Source organism: Bifidobacterium platyrrhinorum, assembly GCF_010667645.1.
Classification (GTDB): domain Bacteria; phylum Actinomycetota; class Actinomycetes; order Actinomycetales; family Bifidobacteriaceae; genus Bifidobacterium; species Bifidobacterium platyrrhinorum.
This window is the reverse complement of sequence record NZ_WHZV01000002.1, coordinates 68,677-93,963: the sequence shown is the minus strand read 5'-3', so window position 1 is coordinate 93,963 and position 25,287 is coordinate 68,677. Positions and strand designations below refer to the sequence as shown.

At 67.3% G+C, this 25,287-nt stretch carries 18 protein-coding genes; 6 read left to right on the top strand and 12 right to left on the bottom strand.

Features of this window, described 5'->3' with window-relative positions; translation table 11 throughout:
* The first annotated feature begins 107 nt into the window (after positions 1-107).
* The 4 genes from GFD21_RS03745 (at position 108) to GFD21_RS03730 (ending at position 5,025) form a co-directional block, all read left to right on the top strand.
* Positions 108-938 (top strand): hypothetical protein, encoded by an 831-nt coding sequence (locus GFD21_RS03745; RefSeq protein ID WP_163196611.1) that lies wholly within the window; start codon positions 108-110, stop codon positions 936-938.
* A 364-nt stretch (positions 939-1,302) separates the two neighbouring features.
* A complete protein-coding gene (locus tag GFD21_RS03740; protein ID WP_163196610.1) occupies positions 1,303-2,328 on the top strand; it encodes a glycoside hydrolase family 43 protein in 1,026 nt (341 codons plus the stop codon).
* 175 nt (positions 2,329-2,503) lie between these two features.
* Complete coding sequence (locus GFD21_RS03735) at positions 2,504-3,781, top strand: oligosaccharide MFS transporter (RefSeq protein WP_225431636.1); 1,278 nt, start codon at positions 2,504-2,506, stop codon at positions 3,779-3,781.
* A 185-nt stretch (positions 3,782-3,966) separates the two neighbouring features.
* Positions 3,967-5,025, top strand: coding sequence for a LacI family DNA-binding transcriptional regulator (locus GFD21_RS03730; RefSeq protein ID WP_163196609.1), 1,059 nt, complete (start codon positions 3,967-3,969; stop codon positions 5,023-5,025).
* A gap of 51 nt (positions 5,026-5,076) precedes the next feature.
* Here GFD21_RS03730 and GFD21_RS03725 read toward each other — a convergent pair whose 3' ends face one another.
* Positions 5,077-5,523, bottom strand: a complete 447-nt coding sequence (locus tag GFD21_RS03725; RefSeq protein WP_163196608.1) for a hypothetical protein — start codon at positions 5,521-5,523, stop codon at positions 5,077-5,079.
* 678 nt (positions 5,524-6,201) lie between these two features.
* On the opposite strand from GFD21_RS03725, the gene GFD21_RS03720 reads away from it, so the two are divergent.
* Together GFD21_RS03720 and GFD21_RS03715 are read left to right on the top strand one after the other, a co-directional pair.
* Positions 6,202-8,832, top strand: a complete 2,631-nt coding sequence (locus GFD21_RS03720; protein ID WP_163196607.1) for a YhgE/Pip domain-containing protein — start codon at positions 6,202-6,204, stop codon at positions 8,830-8,832.
* A 155-nt stretch (positions 8,833-8,987) separates the two neighbouring features.
* Positions 8,988-11,132, top strand: coding sequence for a YhgE/Pip domain-containing protein (locus GFD21_RS03715; protein WP_163196736.1), 2,145 nt, complete (start codon positions 8,988-8,990; stop codon positions 11,130-11,132).
* A 5-nt stretch (positions 11,133-11,137) separates the two neighbouring features.
* Here GFD21_RS03715 and GFD21_RS03710 read toward each other — a convergent pair whose 3' ends face one another.
* The 11 genes from GFD21_RS03710 to GFD21_RS03660 form a co-directional block, all read right to left on the bottom strand.
* Positions 11,138-12,772 carry a DUF6020 family protein gene (locus tag GFD21_RS03710; RefSeq protein WP_318643730.1) on the bottom strand — a complete coding sequence of 545 codons (1,635 nt, stop codon included), beginning with the start codon at positions 12,770-12,772 and terminating at the stop codon, positions 11,138-11,140.
* A 91-nt stretch (positions 12,773-12,863) separates the two neighbouring features.
* A complete protein-coding gene (locus GFD21_RS03705; RefSeq protein ID WP_225431633.1) occupies positions 12,864-14,138 on the bottom strand; it encodes a MalY/PatB family protein in 1,275 nt (424 codons plus the stop codon).
* Positions 14,139-14,248: 110 nt separating this feature from the next.
* Complete coding sequence (locus GFD21_RS03700; protein WP_163196605.1) at positions 14,249-15,193, bottom strand: LysR family transcriptional regulator; 945 nt, start codon at positions 15,191-15,193, stop codon at positions 14,249-14,251.
* Positions 15,194-15,221: 28 nt separating this feature from the next.
* Positions 15,222-15,785, bottom strand: a complete 564-nt coding sequence (locus GFD21_RS03695) for an FMN-binding protein (RefSeq protein WP_163196604.1) — start codon at positions 15,783-15,785, stop codon at positions 15,222-15,224.
* A gap of 63 nt (positions 15,786-15,848) precedes the next feature.
* Positions 15,849-16,646, bottom strand: a complete 798-nt coding sequence (locus GFD21_RS03690) for an ABC transporter ATP-binding protein (RefSeq protein WP_163196603.1) — start codon at positions 16,644-16,646, stop codon at positions 15,849-15,851.
* A gap of 10 nt (positions 16,647-16,656) precedes the next feature.
* The gene (locus GFD21_RS03685) at positions 16,657-18,006 is read right to left on the bottom strand and encodes an ABC transporter permease (RefSeq protein ID WP_163196602.1); all 1,350 of its coding nucleotides are present in this window, start codon (positions 18,004-18,006) and stop codon (positions 16,657-16,659) included.
* A 90-nt stretch (positions 18,007-18,096) separates the two neighbouring features.
* Entirely contained in the window at positions 18,097-19,425 is a 1,329-nt protein-coding gene (locus GFD21_RS03680) for an ABC transporter permease (protein WP_163196601.1), read from the bottom strand.
* Positions 19,426-19,446: 21 nt separating this feature from the next.
* Positions 19,447-20,724, bottom strand: a complete 1,278-nt coding sequence (locus GFD21_RS03675; RefSeq protein ID WP_163196600.1) for a DUF2318 domain-containing protein — start codon at positions 20,722-20,724, stop codon at positions 19,447-19,449.
* A gap of 72 nt (positions 20,725-20,796) precedes the next feature.
* Positions 20,797-21,483, bottom strand: coding sequence for an iron transporter (locus GFD21_RS03670; RefSeq protein ID WP_163196599.1), 687 nt, complete (start codon positions 21,481-21,483; stop codon positions 20,797-20,799).
* Positions 21,484-21,586: 103 nt separating this feature from the next.
* Positions 21,587-23,323, bottom strand: coding sequence for an FTR1 family iron permease (locus GFD21_RS03665; protein WP_163196734.1), 1,737 nt, complete (start codon positions 23,321-23,323; stop codon positions 21,587-21,589).
* 331 nt (positions 23,324-23,654) lie between these two features.
* Positions 23,655-25,040, bottom strand: coding sequence for an MFS transporter (locus tag GFD21_RS03660; RefSeq protein ID WP_163196598.1), 1,386 nt, complete (start codon positions 25,038-25,040; stop codon positions 23,655-23,657).
* Positions 25,041-25,287 lie beyond the last annotated feature (247 nt).

The following is a 25,287-nucleotide window of genomic DNA, read 5'->3' as shown; positions in this document are numbered from 1 at the left end:
GAATCGATCACAGCCCCACGACCATACGCACCAGCATCAACGAGCCGGCCTATGGGCCGACGCCCGCAGGCCGGCATCGCCCCCCCACCTTCGAAAGGACCACTCCCATGAGCACCGACACCAACGACACCACCACCGTCCTCGACCAGCACGGCCGGGCGACCGGCCCCGACTCCGCGAAAACGGAAACCCTCGCCCCGACAGCAGGCGCCGCCGACGCCCGATCCGCCCAGGCCACGCAGACGATTCCGGAATCCGAATTGCCGCGCGTCGCGGCCGACCCGGCCGCCGCCACCCGGGCCATGCCCGCCGCCGGCGAGGCGCGCGCCACCGCTTCGGCCGACGCCCAGGCCAACACCCCGGCCAACACAGCCAACACCCCGGCTGCATGGCCGGCGCAGCAGCCGGCGACCGGACAACCCCTGGCCGCCGCCACACCGCAGTTCGCCGCCCAGGCATCGCCGTTCGCCCCCATCGACCCGAGCACCACGGGCGTCCCCGGAGCCCCGGTCTCCCCCACCGCCTCCGCCGTTCCCGGCGGCGACGCGCCGGCCGGCAAAGCGAAGCAATCGAAGCTGGGCGGCAAGACCGTCGCCATCATCGCCGGCGTGACGCTGGTGTGCGGTCTGCTCGGCGGCGTCGCCGGCGGCGCGGTGGTCAACGCGTTCTCCGGCTCCGAAGGCGGCCAGGGCACCAGCCAGATGGGCAACCCGCCGAGCGGCGGCCACGACGGCTCCAACGGTCAGAACGGTCAGATGGGCGAGCCGCCGAGCGGCGGCCAGGGCCCCTCCGGCCAGGGCGGTTCGTCCGACGGCGATTCCTCGGGCTCGGGCAGCGGCTCCTCCGATTCCGGATCCGGTTCCAGCGGCTCCGGCTCGAACAGCAGCTCGTCCGACACCGGCTCCTCCACCTCATCCGACGGATCCATCGCTTCCTGACCCAAAACCATCGCATCCCGTGCCCCTGCATGGCGGAATCATCCGATTCCCCATGCAGGGGCACATTGTCGTGCGCCGGCACACGACATCCGCAACGCGAGCGATGCACCAACGGCATGCGCCATGCCAACGCGACACGCCGTATGACTGTGCACGTTCCCAGTCATATTGCAGACTGCAAACCATTGCAAAAACAATGTAGTTTGCAAAACCTTGCCATCGGTGTATATTTCATCACTGGAAACGTGCACAGTACTGTTCCAGGTTAAGTCAGCCGCAGACCACCGCCGATCACGGAGTCGCAGAACCGGACCGATGCCGCGCACGTCGACAGGACAACACAACGACGTTCAGGAGATGCACCATGGCACTACTGCCCAATCCCATCGTCCTTCAGCGCGCCGACCCCTTCGTGCTGCGCACCGACGACGGCTACCTGTTCACCGGTTCGTACCCGACGTACGACCGCATCACCCTGCGCCGCTCGCACACGCTGTCCGGCCTGCAGACGGCCGAGGAGCACACCATCTGGCGCAAGCACGCGAGCGGCACCGGCGCGATGAGCGAACTCATCTGGGCCCCGGAGATCCACCGCGTGGGCGACCGTTGGGCGATCTACTTCGCCGCCGCCCCCACCACCGCCATCGACCAGGCCGCGGACACGTTCCAGCACCGCATCTTCTGCCTGACCTGCGACGACGCCGACCCGATCACCGGCACCTGGACCGAGCGCGGCCAGGTGGACACCGGCATGGACACCTTCTCGCTCGACGCGACCACGTTCACGCACACCGACGGCCGCCAGTACCTCATCTGGGCCCAGCAGGACCTCGCCATCGAGGGCCATTCCAACCTGTACATCGCGCGCATGGCCGACCCGTGGACCCTGGAGACGAAGCCGGTCATGCTCAGCAAGCCGGAACTCGACTGGGAGAAGATCCGGTTCATCGTCGAGGAGGGCCCGGCGGTCCTCAGGCACGGCGACCGCATCTTCGTGACGTTCTCCGCCTCCGGCACCGGCCCGGAGTACGCGGTCGGCATGCTCACCGCCAACGCCGACGCCGACCTGCTCGATCCGGCCAGCTGGACGAAGTCCCCCGAACCGGTGTTCACCTCGGACGAGACCGTGCGCCAGTTCGGCCCCGGCCACAACTCGTTCACCACCACGCCGGACGGCCGCGACGTAATCGTCTACCACTGCCGCAACTACGTGGAGATCCTCGGCGACCCGCTGTTCGACCCGAACCGCCACGCCTACATGGGTCTCATCGCATGGGACGAGGACGGCACGCCCCGATTCGGCAAGCCGCAGCTCGCCACCCGTTGGACGCCCGCCACCACCGACGTGCTGCCCCCCGACGGCCGGCTGGACGTCGACGAGACGCTCTGACCCGCGGCTCCCCATCCGATCAGACCAGACCAAATCTGACCCAGAGCCAGACCACATCGGACCAGACCAAATCTGACCCAGAGCCAGACCACATCGGACCAGACCAAATCGGATCGCACCCCAACCCCACCAACCACCACCATCACCCCCTTCGGGAGAAAGAACGGACATCACCATGGCACAGGAGCAATCGACCTCCCTGCTGCACTCGCTCAAGCGCGGCATCTTCTGGAACTTCGGCGGACTCTACTTCTTCTACTTCGCCGTCTGGCAGCTGATCTTCACCTTCCTGCCGTACTGGCTCAAGGGCCCCGCCGGCATGAACACCACCACCTCCGGCCTGGTGTTCTCCATCATGTCGTTCGGCGCGCTCATCCTGCAGCCGATCTTCGGCCCGATCCAGGACCGCCTCGGCCTGAAGAAGAACCTGTTCATCTTCGTCGTGTGCTGCATCCTCTTCCTCGGCCCGCTGTTCCAGTGGGTGTTCCTGCCGCTCATCGGCGCGAACCAGGTGCTCGGCGCCATCGTCATGGGCGCCTACCTGAGCCTGTGCCTCAACGGCGGCGTCGGCGTGATCGAGGCCTATAACGAGCGCTCCTCTCGCGCCTACCACTTCGAGTACGGCCACGCCCGCCTGTTCGGCTCGCTGGCCGGCGCGACCGCCTCGTTCGTCGGCGGCATCATGTGGGCGAAGAACACCGGCTCCATCTTCTGGGCCATGACCTTCTGCGCGGCCGTGCTGCTCGTGCTCATCTCCATCGTCAGGCTGCCCGAGGACCATATGGCCGGCGAGGCCGCGGTCTCCGCCGAGGCCGCGGACGAGGCCGACGACGAGCCGATCTCCCGCGAGGAGTGGATCTCCATCTTCAAGAACCGCAGCTTCTGGGGCTTCTGCCTGCTCATCATCGGCTCCGCCACCATGTACGACGTGTTCGACCAGCAGTTCCCGAACTACTTCGCTTCCTTCTTCTCCGACGCCACGGCCGGCGCGACCTTCTTCAGCCGCGTGGTCTCCGTCCAGATCCTGCTCGAGGCGATCTGCATGCTGTTCATGCCGGCCCTGATCAACAAGATCGGCGCGAAGACCGGCCTGCTCATCTACGGCGGCATCCTGTTCGTCCGCGTGCTCGGCTGCGCGTTCATCAACACCATCCCGATGCTGGTGTTCTGGCGTCTGCTCGCCGCCCTGGAGATGCCGTTCATGCTGGTGTCCGTGATGAAGTACATCACCCGCGTGTTCGACAAGCGCCTATCCGCCACCGTGTACATGTACGGCTTCGGCACCGCCAAGCAGATCGGTCTGACCGTCTTCTCGCTGGTCATGGGCAACATGTACACCCAGCTCGGCTTCCACCACGCATACCTGCTGCTGGCCGTGCTCATCGCCGTGTTCGTGATCGGCGGCTCGCTGCTCATGCGCTCCGACTCCAAGACCGAGCCGGCCAAGGCCTGATCCCGATCCCCCGCGCACGCACGCGCACCCGAACGGCCGCATACGTCCCGATGGCGTATGCGGCCGTTTCCCGTTCCCGCCACGCCGCCCGGCCCGGGACCGACGGCCCCCGTCACCGCGCCGTCACTACAATGGGAGCGACATCACGGAATCCCGCGGCCGGCCCGCGACGAAAGGCATGACGAGTGAACCAGCACAAAGCGACCATCCACGACGTCGCCCGCATCGCAGGCGTCTCCAGGGCCACCGTGTCCCGGTACCTCAACGGCCGCAAATGGGTCAGCGAGGACGCCTCCGCGAAGATCAAGGCGGCGATCGAGAAGACCGGATACGTGGCCAACAGCCATGCGCGCGCCCTGGTCACCGGCCGCGCGGGGTCGGTCGCGTTCCTGCTGGGGGAACCGCAGAGCCTGCTGTTCGAGGACCCGAACTTCGCCACGCTGCTGCGCGCCGTCGCCGACGAACTCGGTAAACGCGGCATCTCGTTCCTGCTCATGACCACCGACGACGAGGGCGAGGCGAAGCGCAACCTGGCGTACCTGCAGGCGGGGCACGTCGACGGCGTGATCCAGGTGGCGTGGCACCAGGATTCGAGCGCGATGCTCGGCGGCCTGGTGCGCGCCGGCATCCCCACCGTGGTCGCCGAGCAGCCGCCGGACGAGACGCTGCCGGTGGGCTACGTGCATGTGGAGGACTACGGCGGCGCGCGCAAGGCGTGCGAATACCTGTACGAGCGCGGCGCGCGGCGGCTCGCGATGATCGCCGGCCCGAAAGGCCCCAGCGGCACGCGCGACCGCGTGCACGGCTTCATCGACACGGTCACGTCGCTCGGTTTCGGCCATGACGCCGACGGCACGGCGAGCGGCACGGCCGACGGGCGCGACGCCGCCTCGCGCATCGTCTACGGCGACTATTCGGTCGGCAGCGGCGAGACCTGCATGGCGGAGCTGCTGGACGCCGATCCGTCCATCGACGGCGTGTTCATCTCGTCGGATCCGATGGCCGTCGGCGCCATCAAGACGCTGCGCGCCCGCGGCCTCGCCGTGCCCGACGACGTGCAGGTCATCGGCTTCGACGATTCCTCGGCGGCCATGCTGGCCGATCCGCCGCTGACCACGATCCGACAGCCGTTCGAGCAGATCGGCCAGCATCTGGTCGACCAGCTGCTGCGCCTCATCGACGGCGCCCAACCGGTCGGCGTGACGTTGCCCACCGAACTCGTCGTCCGCGGCAGCACGCGCTGAGCCGCAGGGCCCGGCGTCCTTCCGCCGACTGTCGCCGCCCCTTCCGGCCGGCTATTTCCGGCCTGCGTTCCCGCCCCGGGAGCCGGCGGCCTTCGGGGCGCGGTCCTTGGTCACGTAGAAGCCGAGTGCGAGCCCGAAGACGAGCAGCGCGACCGTGTCGAAGGTGACGAGCGCGAACACGACGACGCCGATGAGCGAGAACGTGACCTTGCGGTCGGGCCGGCCGGGCACGATCCAGCGGAACGCGACGAACGCCGCATAGGCCGCCACCGCCACGGACACCACCGCGTAGAGCGCGACATAGCCGACCTGGCCGCCGCCGACCAGCTGGCCGTTCGCGCCGGGGACCACGCCCATGCTGCCGAGCACGAGGAAGACCGCCATCGCCACGAGATAGGCGGCGCCGGCCCAGACGAGCGCGCGCTCCGCGGTGCGCTTCTGGAACGACGCCGCCTTCGCCTCGGCCTTGCGCGCCCGCAGATAATTGTTGTCCTTCATCACACGCTCCTCGTGTCCGTCCATGATCCGCCCACGCCCCGCGCACGTCGCCATCCGCGACGGACGGGACGAGGCACCAGGGGCCTCAATGCCCCCAACGGATCCTCGCCCCCAGTCTACGCGCCGTGCGACGACCCGCCGGAACGACCCGGCGGCCGATCAATCGTCCGTGCCCCGCCGACCGCCCGTCGAGCCATGAACCGACCCGATTCCCCGGCATGACCCCGCCGCCGCCAGACACGGCCGCCCAAGGCCATTCGTCCGGACCACAAGCCCATCACCCCCTACCTTTTCATCCCCGGGCAAAAACGGTTATTTATTAGACACTTTGCCCAACAACACGGCAATCATCCCGAAACCTCCATTCCCTTGGACTAGGGTGGGCATCGATAATGAAAAGAATGTCGGCCGAAAATTGACGTCTCGTCAATTCCGGTGGAGGGAGACCACCCGCAACGGCCGCACGACCGGCCGACGACGCGGCCGACACTGCGGAGCCGCACGACGCACAACGTCGCGTACACGCGTACACGCGCACGTGCGTGCCGGCGCCGGACCGACACCGGCACGGCACCGGCACAACACGCGGCGGCATGCCGGGCACACGCCGGCACGCACGCGGCGCCGGACGGCAGACGGCAGACAACAGGCAGTAGGCAGTAAAGGAATGGACAGGGCATGGGCAACGTTCTCGCGATCCTCAGGCGCGACCTCATACGCATGCTGAAAGTGCCGGCGGCATGGGTCATCGCCGCCGGACTGACTTTCATCCCCCCGCTGTACGCATGGTTCAACATCGTGGGATTCTGGAACCCGTACGGCAACACGCAAGGCATCCAGGTGGTCGTCGCCAACAACGACAAGGGCACGAACAACGCGCTCATCGGCAGGCAGAACCTCGGCGACCAGATCGTCAAGCAACTCAAGGCGAACCATCAGCTCGGATGGACCTTCGCCGAGGAATCCGAGGCGATGAACCGCGTCGAATCGGGCAAGGCGTACGCGGCCATCATCATCCCCGCCGACTTCAGCGACGACATGGCCGGCGTGGTCACCGGCGGCGACCGCCCGCAGCTCGAGTACTACGTCAACGAGAAGGCGAGCGCCATCGCCCCGAAGATCACGGACATCGGCGCGAGCACGGTGGACACGCAGGTCAACGGCACGTTCGTCTCCACGGTGAGCGAGGTCCTCGCCAAGGCGGTGAACAAGGCCGCCGCGAAGGCCGGCGACACCGCCGGCACGATGCGGACGAAGACGCTCAAGACGCTCGACGACGCCCGCCGCGACGTGACGAACACGCGCGACAAGATCGGCGAGCTCACCGCCACGCTGCAACAGACCCCCGCCAAGACGCAGACCGCGCGCACCGCCCTGGCCGACGTGCAGCGCCTCGCGAACGACGCGAGCACCGGCCTGGGCAGCGCCTCGCAGCTCATCACCTCCACGCAGTCGACGCTCAACACCTTCGTCTCGTCCACCTCGGGCGCGCTCGACACCGGCTCGTCGCTGCTCTCGCAGTCGTCGCAGCAGGCGACCGACGGCGTCAACAAGGTCGCGGGCGGCATCACCGTGGCGAACGGCGCGGTGGGCGACGCGGTGACGACGCTCACGCAGGTCAACGAGTCGAACGCGAAGCTCATCGCGCGGCTCAAGGCGGTCGCGGGCCAGCTGCCCGGCGACAACGCGGCCACGCAGGCGCTCGACGACGCCATCGCGAAGCTGGAGAAGCAGAACACCTCCACGGCCGAGACGCTCAAGGACGCCAAGACCCTCAACACGGACACGGCGAACACGGTCAAGTCGGTCTCCGGCCTGGCCACGAACTTCAACAACGCCACCCAGTCGACGCTCGGCACCACCACGGACGCCCGCAAGACCATCACGTCCGGCGCGCTGCCGCAGCTCAACAGCGGGCTGAGCACACTCGCCGGCACCGCGGGCACGCTCGCCGGCGGGCTCACCGGCCAGGGGGCGATCATCAGCCAGACGAACGTCGTGCTCGACCAGCTCGACCGCGCGGCCGCGGACACGGTCACCGCGCTCGGCGACACCGACAAGGCGCTGGCCGGCATGGAGACCAAGCTGGACACGGTCGCCACCGACCTGCGCGCGCTCGACACGTCCGGCGCGCTCGGCGACCTGTTCGGCTCGGACGGCAAGCTCGACACGAAGCGCATCGCCGGGTTCATGCTCTCCCCCACCGTGCTCAACACGAAGACGCTCTACCCGGTGAACGCGTATGGCTCCGGCATGGCGCCGCTGTTCACCAACATGGCGCTGTGGGTGGGCGCGTTCGCCCTGGCCGTGATCCTGAAGCTCGAGACCGACGACGAGGGCATCGAGAACATGACCATCACGCAAGGCTACATGGGCCGCTTCCTGCTGTTCTGCATCTTCGCGGCGGCGCAGGGGTTCGTGACCACGTGCGGCGACCTCATCCTGGGCGTGCAGAGCGTGAACCCGTTCGCGTTCGTCCTCACCGGCATGATCACGTCGCTGGTGTACGCGACGCTGATCTTCGCCCTGTCGACCACGTTCCTGCACGTGGGCAAGGGCATCTGCGTGGCGCTCATCATCCTGCAGATCCCGGGCGCGTCCGGCCTGTACCCGATCGAGATGATGCCGGACTTCTTCCGCAACCTGTACCCGTTCTTCCCGTTCACGTATTCGATCGACGCGTTCCGCGAGACGATCGGCGGCTTCTACGGCATCCAGTGGTTCGACAAGATCGGCCATCTGCTGTGCTTCGCCGTGTTCGGACTGGCGTTGGGCATCCTCATCCGCCCGCTCATGGCGAACGTGAACCGCCTGTTCGCGCGCGAGATCGAGGAGAGCGACATGATCATCGGCGAGCCGGTGCACATGCCCGGCACCGAATACCGCCTGTCCACGGCCGTGCGCATGCTGTCCAGCCACGAGGGATACCGCGAGCGCATCGAACGGCAGGCGGCGCGCTTCGCCGTGCACTACCCGCGGCTCAAGCGCGGCGCGCTCGTCGCCGGCATCGTCGTGCCGATCATCCTCGCGGTCACGTTCTCGCTCACCCCGAACACGAAGCTCGAGGCGCTGCTGGCGTGGCTCATCTGGATCCTCATCATCATGGCGTTCCTCATCACCATCGAATACATGAACGACAACCTGCGCCGGCAGATGGAGCTCGGCAACCTGGACGACGAGGCGATCCGCTCGTACATCCGCGAGCGCGAGCGCATCAGGGAGAAGGCGAGGGCGCGCAAACGCGAGCGGGTGAAGGAGAAGCTCGTCCAACCGCTCACGCCCACGCACGAAGGGAGGCACGCGCAGTGACCGACGTGACCGAACGCATCGACCCCATCATCGATCCCAACGAACCCGACGGCCCCGCGGCCAACGCCGGGACCGGCCCCGCGGCGCCCGCCGCACGCCGCACGCCGCGCGTCACGCACAAGGCGTGGCGCCTGTTCACCGGCGACGTGAGGCGCATGTTCAGCAACGTCGTCTCCATCATCATCGTCATCGGCCTGGTCGTGATCCCGGGCCTGTTCTCCTGGTTCAACATCGCGGCCAGCTGGAACCCGTTCGGCGACCTCAAGAACCTCAAGTTCGCCGTGGCGAGCGTGGACGAGGGCTACAAGTCGGACCTCATCCCGGTGAAGGTGACGATCGGCGACACCGTGGTGAACACGCTGCGCGCGAACTCGCAGCTCGACTGGACGATCACCACGAAGGCCGACGCCATCGACGGCACGAAATCCGGCAAATACTACGCCGCCATCGTCATCCCCAAGGACTTCAGCAAGAAGATGATGACGTTCTTCTCCGCCGACGTCGACCATGTGAAAATCGACTACTACGACAACGAGAAGAAGAACGCGCTCGCCCCGAACCTCACCACGGAGGGCGCGAGCGAGGTGAGCACGCAAATCAACGAGATGTTCGCCGAGACGCTGACGAGCACCGCGCTGTCCATCGCCTCGCAGCTGGCCGACGACCTCTCCTCGCCGCAGGCGCAGACCGCGCTCGCCCGGTTCAGCGCGAACATCGGCGATTTCGCGACCACGCTCGACGACGCGTCGTCAATGCTCGGCGACTACGCGACGCTCACCGGCTCGGCCGGCTCCCTGCTCACCGATTCCAGTCAGCTGCTCAACAGCGCCTCCGATTCGGCGAACGCCGCCGGCAAGCAGCTGAAGACCGCGAAGAAGGGCGCCACCGACCTGTCCGGCGCGATGACCACAGCCGCGGACACGCTGGCGACCGCGCTGGAGAGCAGCGCGAACAGCTACGGCGCGGTGTCCGATTCGGTCGACTCGCTGTACGCCACCGCGGGCACGCAGGCCGAGGACACGGCGGCCGCGCTGGACACGCAGGCGAGGCACGTGGGCGACCAGATCGCCGAATACGAGTCGATCCGCCAATCCATCGCGGACCTGCAGTCCCGCCTGCCGGAGAACCTGCAGCCGCTGATCGACCCGATGCTCGACCGTCTCGACACGGCCATCGAACTGCAGAAGACGCTGCAGACGCGTCTGACGGACGCGGCCGCGGGCGTGCGCTCGAAGAACGCGGAGGCGCAGGACCAGCACGCGCAGGTCAAGGATCTGGCCGCACAGGCGAAGGCGGCCATCGCGGGCGTGAAGTCCGATTTCGACACGCAGGTCAAGCCGCAGCTCAATCAGCTCAACGCCTCGGTGACTGACGCCACGCAGGTGCTCGATTCGGGCGCGGCGAAGCTCAAGGCCACGCTCGGCGACCTCGACGCCACGGCCGCGAACGCGCAATCCGATCTCGCGACCGTGCGCGAGACGCTGACGAGCGTGTCCGGCAAGCTCGCGGACGCGGGCAAGGAACTCGGCTCGTTCGACGAGAAGCTGCAGGCCGCGCTCGACAGCGGCGACATGAGCATGGTCAAGGAGGTGCTGGGCAACGATCCGGAGACGCTGGCGGCCACGCTGGCGGCGCCGGTCCAGCTCAAGCGCAAGGCCGTGTTCCCGGTGAGCAACTTCGGTTCGTCGCTGGCGCCGCTGTACCTGCTGCTGCCGTTGTGGGTGGGCGCGCTGCTCATGGCGGTCACGCTCAAGACCACGGTGTCGCGCAGGACGCGCGCCGCATTGGGCGATCCGCGGCCGCACCAGCTGTATTTCGGCCATTACGGCATCTTCGCGCTCATCGCGCTCATGCAGAGCACGTTCTCGTTCGGCGGCGCACTGCTGTTCATCCACGTGCAGGCCGTGCACCCGCTGCTGTTCATGCTCACCGGCTGGGCGAGCTCGCTGCTGTTCTCGTTCTTCGCGTACACGATGGTGGTGAGCTTCGGCAACGTGGGCAAGGCGATCGGCGTGCTCATGCTCATCATGCAGATCGCCGGCTCGAACGCCGCCTACCCGTTGCAGGTGCTGCCCGATTGGCTGGGCGCGATCAGCCCGCTGCTGCCGGTCACGCATGCGGTGACGATGATCCGCGCGGCCATCGCCGGCATCTACGACATGGATTACTGGCGTGCGCTCGGCGCGCTGATGCTGTTCATCCCGCCGATCCTGCTCATCGGCCTGGTGCTGCGCAAGCCCCTGGTGCGGTTCAACCAGTGGTACGTCGCGAAGGTGGAAAGCACGAAGATCGTGGCGTGAACCGGTCACGCGCCCTTGCGCACGAACGGCAGCGCCGTGAACAGCGGCAGGCTCAGGAACACCGGGATCGGGTACCAGAACAGGGCCTCGGGCGAGGCGTAGAGGGACAGCACGGTGAAGAACAGCAGGCCGAACGCGGCGAGTTTCCTGCCGTTGCGGTGCCGCACGGCCTGCACGATCAGGGCGATGCCGGTCGCGAGCGGGATCCAGGTGACGTACAGCGCCATCGCGCTCAGCGGGTTGCCCGCGGGGCGCTCATGCGGCGCCGCGGCCGTGCCGGGCATGCCGGCCGTGTCGGTGCGCACCCATGAGCGCACCGCGTGCAGCACGTCGCGTTGCCATTGCGGCTTGTCGGAGGTGCCCATCAACGGTTCCAGGTCGCGCGTGACGGCTTCGAGACGCGCCTCGTCGACGGTCGCGCCGGGCCGTTGCGGCACCGCCTCGGCGGGCAGGAACGTGGACCATTGCCGCAGATACCCCGGCTCCATCAGGTAGTCGGAGTCGGTGGGGTAGGCGAAGGTGACGCCCGGATCCCACCATCCGCGTATCGGCCCCGCGTACGCCTTCGCGTATTCGAGCGGGTGTTCGACGCCAATCCGCGCCCATGCCCCGAGGGCGGCGAGCTTCTGCGCCGCGGTGGGGCCGGGTCGCGTGACGTTCCCGTCGGCGTCGACGTGCGGTTCCCTGAGCGTCCGGAACGTCTCGTCGGTGCGCCGCAGGTTGATGCCCGCCGCGGCCTCGTCGAGGTCCATGACCGCGTTCAGTGCCTTGCGTTGCGCCGGCGTGATCGCGTCCGGCTTGTCGTGCGCGACCTGCGCGACCGGTTGGGTGACCAGTCCCCACACCTCGCGCCCGGGCGAGACGTTCGCGCGGGTCACGGCCGTCGCGATGGGCGCGAACACGCCCTGCGCGAGCAGGATCGCGGCCGCGAGGCAGACCGCGGCGCGTATGCGGTCGCGCCGTTTCGAGCACACGCACAGGATCCCGACGCCGGCGCACAGCACGATGAGCAGCGCCGTGCGTTTCGACGCGATCGCGGCGAACGCGAGCAGCGTGAACGCCACCGCGACGGGCGTGCGGCGCAGCACGCGGCCGCGCGTCAGGCACGTCTCGACGGCGAGAACGGCCAGCGGCAGGAAGAAGACGGTGTGCAGCGAGTCCTTGCCCATCGTCGGCACGGCGCCGACGACCACGTAGCTGGTGGCGAGGTAGATGAGGCCCGTGTTGACCAGCCACAGCGGTGCGCCGTAGCGGCGGATGGCGCACAACAGCAGCGCACATCCGGCGGCGAGCGCGGCCGCCTGCACGAGCGTGTAGATCCCCTGTCCGATGAGCGGCGAGCCGAGGGCCGCGCCGAGCTTCCAGAACAGGCCGAAGATCAGGGTGTCGAACAGGGGGTGCTGCGTGTAGTAGCGGTGCAGTCCGGCGGCCTGGAGGTATTGGGCCAGGGTGTCGTCGCGCATGGCGCCCGGCCAGGTGAGGACGATCCATGGCAGCCAGCACAGCAGGAGGATGCCGAAGTACATCGGGAACCGGGCGCGCAACGCGTCCCGGAAGGTCGAGGGACGGCGGTCCTCCAGCCATGCCGCGGCCGCGGCGAGCCATCCGGTCCGCGATGCCGCTCGATTCCATATGCGCACGGGCTCCCAGTGTAATCTTCCGCGCGTGGAACGCCCACCGGACGCCATGGATTGCCTATGGGCCGTTCCGCATGCCGGGACGGCGGGCGGTTCAGATCAGCCCGTCGGCGCGCAGCGCGGCCGTCATGCGGTCGAGGCATTCGGCGAGCAGCGGGTACGGCATGGCGAAGTTCATGCGCACGCAGCCGGCGCCCACCCGGCCGCATTCGCGGCCGTCGGTCAGCGCCACGCGGGCCTTTTCCAGGAAGTAGCCGGCCGGATCGTCCAGGCCGAGCGGCGAGAAGTCGAGCCATGCGATGTACGTGCCCTGCGGTTCGACGTAGCCGACCTTGGCGAGGTCGGTGCGCATCCGTTCGTTGACCAGGGCGATGTTGCGTTCGATGTAGGCGAGCACGCCGTCGAACCATGCGCCGCCGTGGTCGTATGCGGCCGTGGTGGCGATGGCGCCGATGGTGGCGGTCTGGTGTTCGGACCATTCCGCGTCGCGCATCCACATGGCCAGATCGTCGGGGTTGGTGAGGATCACCTGCGCGCATTTGGTGCCGGGGATGTTGAACGACTTCGAGGCGGAGGTGGAGGTGAACGCCTGCATGGCGGTGCGTTCGTCGATGGAGGCGAACGGCACGTGCGTGCGCCCCCGGTAGACGAAGGGCGCGTGGATCTCGTCGGAGAAGACGCGCACGTCGTGGCGCGCGGCCAGGTCGGAGAGGCGCAGCATCTCGTCGCGGGTGAGGACCTTGCCGATCGGGTTGTGCGGGTTGCACAGCACGAACGCGCGGCAGCCGGCGGCGAACGCGCGTTCGATGGCGTCGAAATCGAACGCCCATCCGCCGTCCGCGGCGTCGTCCCTGAGCATCGGGACCTCGATGACGTCGACGCCGTAGAGGCGCGGCACGCTCAGGAACGGCATGTACGCGGGCGTCGGCACGACGATGCCGTTGCCGGGGCGCACGATCTCGCGCAGGAAGACCTCGAACGCCTCGAGCACGTCCGGCACCGGGCGGATGCACGCGGGGTTCACGTTCCAGCCGTAACGCAGCTGCCATGCGGCGCAGGAGCGTGCCACCTCGCGCTTCCACGGGTCGGGGATGTAGCCGAGCGCGCCGCGCGCGACGGCCTGTCCGATGGCCTCGGCGACGCAGGGCGCCAGGCCGTAGTCCATTTCGGCGATGAACGCCCCGATGCATCCCGGGTGGCGGGTCCATTTGTCGGAGCCGATGCGTTCGAGTTCCCCGATGCTTTCCGCGTCGATGCGCGCCGCGTCGAAGCAGGGTTCCGTGTCCGTCCCGAGGTCCGAGGCGGCGGGTGCGAGCGTGCCGATGATGGCCGGGGCCTGGGTGCCGGTGCCGTTCATGTTCGTCTTCATGGCGTCCATTGTTCCGCCCGGCCCGTGGCCGCTCAACGCCGTGGCTCCCCGAAATCGTGATGGCGTTCGCCCGATTGCTTATCGCGTCGGGCGGCTCGCCGGACGGCGCGTCACCCGGCGACCAGGTAGCCCATCGAGGTGCGGCGCAGTTCGGCGATCAGCGGCTCCAACGCCGGCCGTTGGTCGCCGGCGCGGGTCACGACGCCGACCTCGCGCGAGGCGAAATCGTCCGCCACCGGGCAGGCCGTCAGGTCGTCCTGCAGGTTGATGCGCGTGTCCAGTTCGGGCACGAGCGAGACGCCCATGCCCACCGACACGAGGTTCTGCGTGGCCCAGTAGTCGTCGGTCGCGTGCCGGATGTCCGGCGTGAAGCCGGCGCGGGCGGCGAGCTTGACGAGGTTGGCGCGGCAGGTGGGGCAGCCGGCGATCCACGTCTCGTCCGCGGCGAGCGACAGCGACAGGGGCCTGCGCTCCTGCTCGAACCGTCTGGCGATCGGGCTGGAGCGGCGCACGAGCAGCCGCATCGGGTCGCGGCCCAGCGCATGGAACACGAGGTCGTCGCCGATGGGCAGGAATCCGGGGATGCTGTCGTAGCGGAACACGACGGCCGCGTCGGCCTTGCCCTGGGAGACGTGCGCGACGGCCTCGGGCGGTTCCATCTGGATGAGGCTCAGCTCGATGTCGGTGAACATGCCGAGCTTGGCCACGGTGCGCGCGGCGATGGTGGAGCAGACGGACGGCGGCGCCACGAGATGCAGGTGCGCGAACCGCTGCTGCCGGTAGTCCCGCAGCTCGCGCGAGGCCTGTTCCAGTCGGTCGGCGATGGCCTCGCCGTGGCGGGCGAGCATGGCCCCGGTGGCGGTGAGCTCCACGCCGTGCGGGGTGCGGCGCACCAGCGTCGCGCCGCACCCCGCCTCCAGCTTCCTGATCTGCTGGCTGATGGCCGGCTGCGACCATCCGCTCGCCTTGGCGGTGGCGGAGAACGAACCGTACTGTTCGATGCGCCACAACGTGACCAACGACTGCGGGTTCAGCTGCGGGTTCGGCGAGTCCATGATGACGACGGGTCCCGTACGCCGGCCGTCACTGCTGGACGGAGGCCTGTTCGCGGCACAGGTCGAGGGCCTTGTTGAACGCGTCGGAGGTCCAGCTGGCGCCGGCGACCTTGTCCACCTTGAGGCCCTTGAGCGGCTTGCCGTCGACCACGCCGTTGATGGCGTTGGCGAAGTCGGTCTGGTGCTTCTTGGAGATCGACGTGAACGGGTGCCCGATCACCTCGACGGTCTGGACGTTCTGGTCCTTGATCGTGAAGTGCACGTCGATGGAGTCCTCGCCCACCGGGCCGTACTGGCCGTTGATCGAGTACGTGCCGTCCTTGTAGTTGCCGGTGTCCTTCGCGTCGGAGGAGGAGCCGGAATCCGACGAACCGGAGTCGCCGGAACCGGAGGAATCGCCCGACTGCGACTGCTCCTCCTGCGACTTCTCGGTCTCGCCCGAATTGCCGGCGTATTGGTCGTCCATCGGCGTGGCCTTCGATTCGGCGCATCCCGCCACGCCGCCCAGCAGCGCCAGCGTGGCCGCCGTCAGCGCGACGGTCCTGACGACCGTGCGCCTGCCGTCGTTCCTCTGCTCTTGCGTATCGCTCATAGTCACCCTTCTACACCATGTGACGGGTCCGCGCCACCGTCCGTCGCACGGACCGTCGGACCGTCAGTCCTCGCCGCCGGTTTTGGCGGCCTTGGTGGGGTCGGCGAAGCCGATGGCGGTCTCGCCGGTCTGCGCGCCCTCGACCTGGGCGCCGGTGGAGGCGGGCTTGCCGCCCTGCGCCTCGTACGCCTCGCGCGCCGCGTCGTCGTTCCACTTCTCCCCCACGAGCACGCCGTGGTTGAGCATGATCTCGCGCTGGGCGCAGCTGGCGACGAGCGCGTCGTGCGTGACGACGATGATCGTCGTGCCCTGTTCGTGCAGCTGGCGGAACAGGTCGAGCACGATCTTCTCGTTCCTCTCGTCGAGGTTGCCGGTGGGCTCGTCGGCGAGGATGAGCTTCGGCTCGTTGATGAGGGCGCGCGCGATGCACACGCGCTGCTGCTCGCCGCCGGACAGCTGGCTGGGCAGGTGGTGCGCGCGTTCCTTGAGGCCCACGCGTTCCAGCGCCTTCATGGCCTGGCCCTCGTCGACGACGGAATGGTAGTACTGGGCGACCATCACGTTCTCCACGGCCGTCAGGTGCGGCACGAGGTAGAACTTCTGGAACACCAGGCCGATCATATTCTTGCGCACGTCGGCGAGCTGCGAGGCGTTGAGGTCCTCGAGCTTGCGGCCCTCGAGCTTCACGGAGCCCTTCGACGGCGAGTCCATGCAGCCGATCATGTTCATCAGCGTGGTCTTGCCGGAGCCGGACGAGCCGACGATCGCCAGCCATTGGCCGGCCGGCACGGTGAGGTTGAGGTCGTCCACGGCGTGCAGGTCGCCGTAGATCTTCGAGATGTGGTCGAGTTCAAGCAGCATGGTGGTTTCCTTACTCTTCACGAAGCACGATGGCCGGGTCGATGCGCGTGGCGCGGTGGACGGGCGGGATGGAGGCGACGACGGCGACGAGCGCGGCGAGCGCCACGGACGCCACGCCGAGCGCCCAGTTGAACGCGATCGCGCGTTCGAACACGGCGACGCACAGCCAGCTGGCGAGCCCGTAGCCGATCGCCGTGCCGACGAGGCCGCCGATGAGGCCGTACATCGCGGATTCGACGTAGAACTCCACGCCGATCGCGGCGGAGCTCGCGCCGAGCGCCTTGCGCAGGCCGATCTCGTTGCGCCGCTGCGAGACGATCGAGCTGATGGTCGTGCCGACGCCGACGAGCGTGAGCACGAGCACGACGAGCGAGACGATCCAGAACAGGGTCTGCAGCATCGTGATGATGCGCGTGTCCGAGGCGGTGATCTTGGTGACCTGCTGCGCCTTGACGTGCATCGACGTCATGTCGTTGATGCTGGCGACGAGCGCGTTGAGGTCGCTCGCGCCGGACGAGTATTCGATGACGTCCACGCCGCGCTTCACGCCGGTGAGCTTGTCGACGTCGGCGTTGGCCGCGTAGATGATGGAGTCCTCGCTGCCGCCGGTGTCGACGATGCCGGCCACGCGGAACTCGGTGCCGGTGGTGTCCATGATGTCGCTGTTCACGCGGCCGTCGCGCATCTGCTGCGACGATTGCGAGGATTGGGAGGCGGCGTCGGATTCGGGGGATTCGGCGGACTGGGACGAGGAGACGGACGAGCCGGTCGAGGAGGTCTTCTGCCCGGAGGCGTTGTCGGAGGCGCGGTAGCCGATGGTGATCGAGCCGCCGACCTTGAGGCCCATAGCGTCGGCGACGTCGCGGCCAACGAGGACCTTGCCTGCGGTCGGCCAGGAGCCGTCCACCACCCAGTGATGGTTGAGGTTCCTCACCTGTGCGGCGTCCACGCCGGCCATCACGTACGGCGCGGCGTTGACGCGCACGTTCTCGTAGCGGTAGGTGGCGTGCTTCTGCGACCCCTTCGCCGCGACCATCTCGGTGGTGTGCTTCACCATCGCCGCGTCGATGCCGGTGGACTTCGCGGCGGACGAACCGTCAGCGGACGAACCGGAATCACCGGACGCCGACGTGTCGGACTCCGCGTCCGAACCGGAATCGCCGGTGGGCGTGACGATGAGGTTCGCGCCGTACGCGCGCATCTCCTGGTTCATCTGCTGCGGCACGGCGATGCAGATCATCGCCAGGCAGAACAGCGTGGCCGCGCCGACCATCGACGCGATGACCGCCATGACCGCGCGCGAACGGCGGCGGAACACGGCGCTGAACAGCATCCGGAAGAACATGCCGGTATTCGTCATCGCGAACCTCCTCTCCTTGCGATCCTTGCGATCCTCTCGGCACTCTCGGCCCTCTTGCCTTCGATTCCACTCATATGACGGTTGCGACGGTCAGCGGCCATGGAGCACCTCCGCGGGCTTGAGGCTCAGGATCGAGCGGATCGACGAGGCGGAGGCGAGCGCGACCGTGAGCGCGAGCAGCACGAACACGAGCACGAACACCATCGGACGCATCGTGATGCCGGAACCGAACACCACCTGTCCGATGATCTGCGCGACGCCCGAACCGAGCCCCGCGCCGACCAACGCGCCGAGCAGCGAGACGGTCGCCGTCTCCGCCATCATGAGGCGGGAGACCGCGCCGTCGGTCGCACCGATCGCCTTGAGCAGCGCGAGTTCGCTGGAACGCTCGCCGATCGACGCGACCATCAGGTTCGCGACGGCCACGGCGGCGGCAATCAAACTCAGCACGGTCATCAGGATCATCACGGCCTGCGTCTTCTGCAGCACGTTGCCCTGCAACGCGGCGACCTGGCGCACCTGCTTGGCGACGGCCCCCGGGATCACCTCCTCGATCTGGTAGGCGATCGAGCTCGGGTAGGCGGTGCAGTACCAGGTCTCCCATTCGTCCTGGCTCAGCGCGGCCGGGTTCTTCGCGGCCTTGCGCGCCAGGTCGTTCTCCGGCGTGGTGAGCGCCTTCACCTCGATCTTGTCGATCGAGTCGGGCAGGTCGGCGAGCACCTGCGCAGTGGACGAGGCGATGTACAGCGACCCGTTCTCGTCGTCGCCGGAATCATAGACGCCGGTGAGGCGGATCCTCTGCGTATGCGTCTGCCCGGATGCGGTCCTCTTGGTGAGCGTGACCGTATCGCCGCGCTTGACGCCGAGCCGCTGCGCGAGCGTCGCGCCGATCACGCCCTGGTCGGAATCGTCCTTCGGCCACGTGCCGTCGAGCGTCCACCACGAGCGCATGCCCTCGACGCCCACGACGGTGGTTTCGCCGGATTCGAGCTTGAGCGTCTTGTTGAACCACGTGCCGACGATCGGCGCGGTCTCCTTGGCGCCGCCGTTCGCCCCCGAGACCTCGGCGTGCACGTTGAGCTGCGGCGCGAAGTTCGTGATGTTGAACGCCCAGAAGATCGTCTTGATCTTCGCCGCGTCGGACTCCTTGAGGAACGACGTCGGGTCGGCCTCGGAGGCCGCGCCGCCCGCCGCGCCTTCCGTGTTGTACAGGTCGGAGACGACGGCGTCGGACTTCGGCTGCACGGTGATGTTCGAGCCGTACGTCGACAGTTCGGCGTTGAGCTTGTCGCCCACGTCGAACACGACGCCGAGCATCGCGACGCTCACCGTGGCCGACAGGCACACGGTGAGGGCGATGAGCAGCCGCCTGCGCAGCTGGCGCGTGAACGACCGCGCGATCATTCGCAGAAAGAACATGATTGGCCTCCTGCCTTTGTCTCACTGGAAGTGGGCGCTCAGGGCGTCCAGGTCGGCGGTGTGGATCGTGATTTTGCCGTTGCCGGTCTTGTACGGGAACGGGATCGGGTTGCATCCGCCCTTGAATCCGATGGTCGCCAGGTTGATCGCGACCTCGCACTTCTTGCAGATGATCTTGCCGTCCTTCTCGTAGTACCCGGCGTCGCCGCAGTTCTCGCACGCGTCGAGGCCGATACCGTACGCGCCGCCGTTCTTCTTGATGATGATGAACCGCATCGAGGTGCCGTCCTTCGCCTTGTATTCGAAGCGGTGCAGGTGCCCGTCCTCGACCTGGCTGAACGGGATCGTCGCCACGCCGTCCTTGAGCGAGTACGCCTCCGGCGGCGAAAGCGTGATCGTGCGCGTGGTCGCGGCGACGCCCGCGGTGAGCGTCACGGTCACGCCGATCGCGGCGACGAGGCTCCACACGGCCGCGGCGACGGCACGACGGCGGAACGCCTTGTGCCGGCGCACGTCGGCCTCGTTCTCGCCGTCGCGCGGCTTCACGGGCGTGCGGAAGCCGGCGACGATCGACGCGACGGCGGGGATGGCGAACACGACGCCTTGCGCGATGATCATCTGCGTGTTGTGGTTGATGGACCAGACGAGCGGCTGGAACAGGAAGTGCGGGAAGAAGAGCGAATGCGCCTGGATGATCTGCAGCAGGCCGGTCGCGTGCTGGACGAACAGGATGAGCATCATGAGCGCGGCGGCCGCGGTGAACGCGGGCCGCACGGCGGTGTTGCGCATCGTGCGGAAGATCGCCGCAACGATGACCGACATGACGACGCCGAGCGTGAAGCCGAGCGCGCGCAGCAGCATCGCCGAGGTGAACGCGGTCTCGCCCGGTTCCACCCAGATCGTGAGCTGGAGGATCACGTCGGGCAGCGCGTAGAAGACGGTGAGCGCGATGGCGAGGGCGCCGACCGCGTTGGCCGCGTGCATGAGCGGCGCGTGGTTGCGCCAGTCCGTGGTGATCCAATGCCCGGCGATGACGGCCACGATGGCGAGCACGTCAACGATGACGGCCACGGTGAGCACCGGCTGGTTGACGAAGGTGCGCTGGTTGATGACGGCGGTGGCGCGCAACGCGGCGAACACGATGGCCGCGACCGTGCCGAAGAGGAGGCCGTAGAGGCGCCAACGGGCGCTGAGCGGCTTGTCCTTGCCTTCGCCGACCGTGAGCGTCACGCTCAGGCACATGACCAGCAACGCGGGTGCCAGCGTCCCCGGCATCACCGCAACGAATTGTTCCAGCATTCGCGCCCTTTCTGATGTGTTGTGCTCTAACGGCGAAAGCCCCCTCCCGGGGAGGGGGCTTTCAACGGGTCATTACCACTGACGCGGCGTGTACTCCCAGTTGTCGAAGGTGACCTCGAGCGGCTCGGTCCAGAAGTGGCCCTTGACGCCGGTCTCCGGGTCGACGTGGAGCATCCAGCCCTTCTTGGCCGGGGACTCGATCGAGAGCTTCAGCTGGTAGGTGCCGGCCTTGTCGAGCTTGACGTTGGCGCCGTAGTGCGGGCCGTCGGAGGCGTTCATCTGCATGAAGGTGCCGGAGGTGGCGGTGCCGCCCTCGACCTCCTTGCCGGTGGACTTGTCGACGATGGTGTAGTTGACGGTCAGGTCAGGGATGAAGTCGCCCTTGCCGTAGCCGAGCTCGGTGCCCTTCTTGTTGGCGTGGATGTCGGCCTCGAGGTGGAAGGAGGCGTCCGCGGCCTTGAGGCCCATGGAGGACGGCTCCATGTCGATCGGCTGGAAGTAGACGGCGCCGACGGTCAGCGGGCCGACTTCCTGATCCTGCTCCTCGGCGGTGCCGGACGGGCCGACCGGGACCTCTTCGAAGCCGGTGCCGGCATCGGAGGAGGAGTCGGAGGAGCTGGAGTCGGAGGACTGCGAGGAGGAGTCCGACTTGGCGGAGCTGTCGGAGCTGTTGGAGGAGCCGCAGGCGGCCAGCGAGAACGCCATGGAGCCGGCGAGCAGCACGCCGAGCAGGGCGGCGATCTTCTTGTTCTTCATCATTTCTCTATCCTTTTTCTTGTGGGAGTGAAGGGGACCTCACAAAAGGGACTTCACAGATTGTTGGTTGAATTATCGATTACTCGGGAAAGTCTTACTTGGTGGCTTACTTGGTGGAATCGTCCTTAGTGACGGACGCTCCGGACGCGGCGGACGCCTTGAGCTTGCGCTGCTTGGCGAAACCGACCACGAACAGCGCGATCACGGCGATGGCCGCGAGCACCTGCGCGACGATGCACTCGACGTACGGGTAGAAGCCGAGCCAATCGTTCGTCGGCACGCCGTCCAGGTAGATGGCGGGCAGCAGGTCGCCCTCGATGAGCGCGTGCACGCCGCCGCCGGCGAAGACGACGACCAGCACGGACATCAGGATCGACGTGACGAGGAAGAACGGGCCGATCGGGATCTTCACGGAGGTGAAGCGGATGATCAGGAAGATGATCACCAGCACGACGGCCGCGGCGATGCCGCCCGTCCACATGCCCTTCGAGTCCTGGCTCATCGAGTAGATGGACTGGTAGAAGATCACGGTCTCGGCGCCCTCGCGGAACACGGCGAGGAAGCTCAGCATGGCGAGCGAGACGATCGTGCCGAACGCCACCTTCTCGCCGGCCTCGACCTGTTCGGAGACGGACTTGACCGCTGCCTCGGTCTTGGTGCGGATGTAGCGGTTCCACGCTTCGACGCTCGACTTGTTGAGCATCCAGTTGCTGGTCCACAGGAGCATGCCCATGGCGATCAGGGCGCACACGCCCTCCATAATCTCCTGCTGCGGGCCGGAGCCGCCGAACAGGAGCGTGAAGATCACGGCGATGATGCCGGAGCCGGCGAGGCCGGCGACGACGCCCAGGTAGATCCACTTGGTGAAGCGCCTGTTGCCGGACTTGACGAGATAGGCGATCACGGCGGCGACGACGAGCAGCGCCTCAAGACCCTCGCGGATGAGGATGAGGAACGCCTGGCCGACGGCGCTGGTGATGAACTTGGTGAAGCCGCCCTCCTTGTCGGCGGCGCCGCCGTCGAGGATGCCGGCGTCCTTGACGAGCATGGCCTTGAGGTCGTCGACGAGCTTCTTGGTGGACTTGAGGTCCTGACCCTTGTTCATCGCGGAACGGGTCATCTTGAACTGGTATTCGACCTGCGAGACGCGGTTGCCGCTGATCGCGTTCATCACGTTCTTCTCGAAGCCGAGCTTCTCGTAGTACTGGTAGTACGCGTTGTTGACGAGCGTGGCGCCCTTGGCGCCGTCGCCCTTCTCGTACGCCTTGTACGCGTTGTCGAGGATCGGGGTCATCTCGTTGGCCACGTCGGTCCAGGAGCGGTTGCCCTTGCCCGGGTTCTTCTTCTTTTTGGCGTCGAGCTCCTTGCGTTCCTTGTCGAGCTCGGCCTGCAGGGCCTTCGCGTACTCCTTCGGCTTGGCGAGCTGCGTGTTCGCGTCGAGCTGCTGCGCGGTGGCGTCGAGATCGGCGACGAGCGCGGTGATCTTCTGATCGAGTTCGTCGTTGTTGCCGGGCGTGTAGGAGAGGTTCTGGATGTCCTGGAACGCCTGCTGCTGGGAGGTCTGCTTGTCGGCGCCGACCGTGGAGTTCACCACGGCGGTGAAGTTGGAGGCGACGTAGATCGAGTTGTACGCGGACATGAAGTCGGAGGTCGCGCCGGACGTGTTGCCGTCCTCGTATTCCTTCTGGCCGTTCTGCAGCTCCTCGGCCATCGCTTCGGCGACCGCGCCCCACGTCTTGTAGTTCGTGGCGTCGCTGGTGGCGGAGGACAGGCCGGACGAGGAGCCGGCCGCGAACGCGGTCCGCGGGGCGGCGATCGGCACGACGGCCATCGCCACGATCATCAGCAGCGCGCCGGCGAGTGCGATGGTCTTCGCCGAGGCGCGTTTGAGCAACGCAAACGCGGGCATCCTGAAATTTCCTCTCTATTTCACAGTCCATGTGAACGATAGAGAAAAAAATCTCGGAACAACAGTCTTGATTTTTCGCGGTTGTCGAGGTAGTGGGCGTGTGCAACGATTTAGCAACGGAAGTTTTCGCGGATTCATCACGTTTTCACGTCAGGACGCCCCACCCGGCGCGTCTCACATCGCGAACGCGACGCCTACTCTCCCACGCCGCGTCCGCATCGCGGAACGCCGCACGCCGCCGCTTCCCCGTCGTTCGGCGCGATCGTCACCGCGCCAAAGCGGCGAGCACCTTGCGTTCGTCGTAGAAGGCGAAGACCACGCCGCCGATGCCGCACAGCACGGCGGCGCTCACGGCGGCGATGCGGTAGCCCGCGCCGGAGGCCATGCCGATCGTGGAGACGCCGGTGAACAGCAGCATCGCGACGGACTGCCCCATCTTCATCGCGAACGTGCGGGCCGCGTAGAACATGCCCTGGCGGTCCTGGCCGGTGGTCTTCGAGCTGGCGTCGGCGATGTTGGCGACGATGGCCTGCGGCAGGATGCCGAACGCGGCCATCGGGATCGCGCCCACGACCGACAGCGCCACGCCCTGCGCCATCGGCGGCAGGAACGCGACCGCGCCGGAGCCGAGCGCGCCGGCGAACGCGAACGCGCAGGTGAAGATCACGAACGCGACGAGCAGCAGGCGTTTCTTGCCCACACGGTTGGCGAGCAGGTTGACGGGCAGGTAGAACAGCACGGAGACGCCGGTCATGAGCACGAAGTAGATGGTGGTCGTGGTCTCGGGGAGCTTGAGCAGCGAGGTCACGAAGAACGGCAGTCCGGTCTGGAACGTGGTGATCGCCACCCAGTAGACGACGTCGGAGCAGACGAATTTGCGGAATTCGCCGTCGCCGAACGTCTGTTTCAATGATTCGACGGTGGATTCGGAGGTGGGCTGCGAGTTGACGTAGTCGCGTTCGCGGATGGCGAGCGGCGGCACGAGCATGCATACGAACGCGACGGCCGCCATGATCGTGAAGGTGAGGCGGATCGCGTTCACGCGACCGAGCATCGGCACGAAACCGCCCCAGACGACGGGCGCCACGTAGGCGACGGCGGTGCCGAACACCCAGGTGAACGAGATGGCGGTGGAGATGGCGAGCTGCTGTCTGGAGTCGTGGCCGAGTTCGGCGATGAGCGCGTTGTACGGCGTGCAGTAGAACGTGAGCGCGATGTAGTAGCCGATCACGGTGACGAACAGGAACGCGGCGTTCGCCCAGCTGGTGGAGGAGACCGGGCTCCAGAAGACGAGCACGGTGACGATCGCAAGCGGGGCAGCGGCGAACTTGAGGAACGGCATGCGGCGGCCGGATTTCGCGCCGCACCGGTCGGACAGGGATGCGACGGCGGGGTCGACGAACGCGTCGAAGAAGCGCGCGAACGCGGTGATGCCTCCGACCACGGTGACGATGCCGAGCACGGCGAGCCCCTGCGGCACGAATACGGTCTGGCCCTGGGAGATGGTCTCGTTGTCCGGCTGGTAGAAGTAGACGAGCCAGTTGGAGATGATGCCGCTCAGCAGCGCCCAGCCGAACTGGCCGACCGCGAACGCCATGATCTTCGATTGCGGCAGGTCCCTCACCTTCGCCGCAGGCGCGGCAACGCCCATGTCCGCGGTCGCATCCGCGCCCGCGCCTGTACCCGCGCCTGCGCCCGCGTCTGTGCCTGTGCCCGTGCCCGCAACTTGTCCGCCCGTCATCGCGCCATCCATCCTCAACCACCTCCGTGACGTCATTGACACCCTGTCAATCCTAACACCCCGCCCCACGCACACCGCCGCATCACCCCGCGGCGCGGCCGCCGCACCGACCGCCACCGCATGGACCCATCACCCATTTTTTGTCCATTACCCCAAA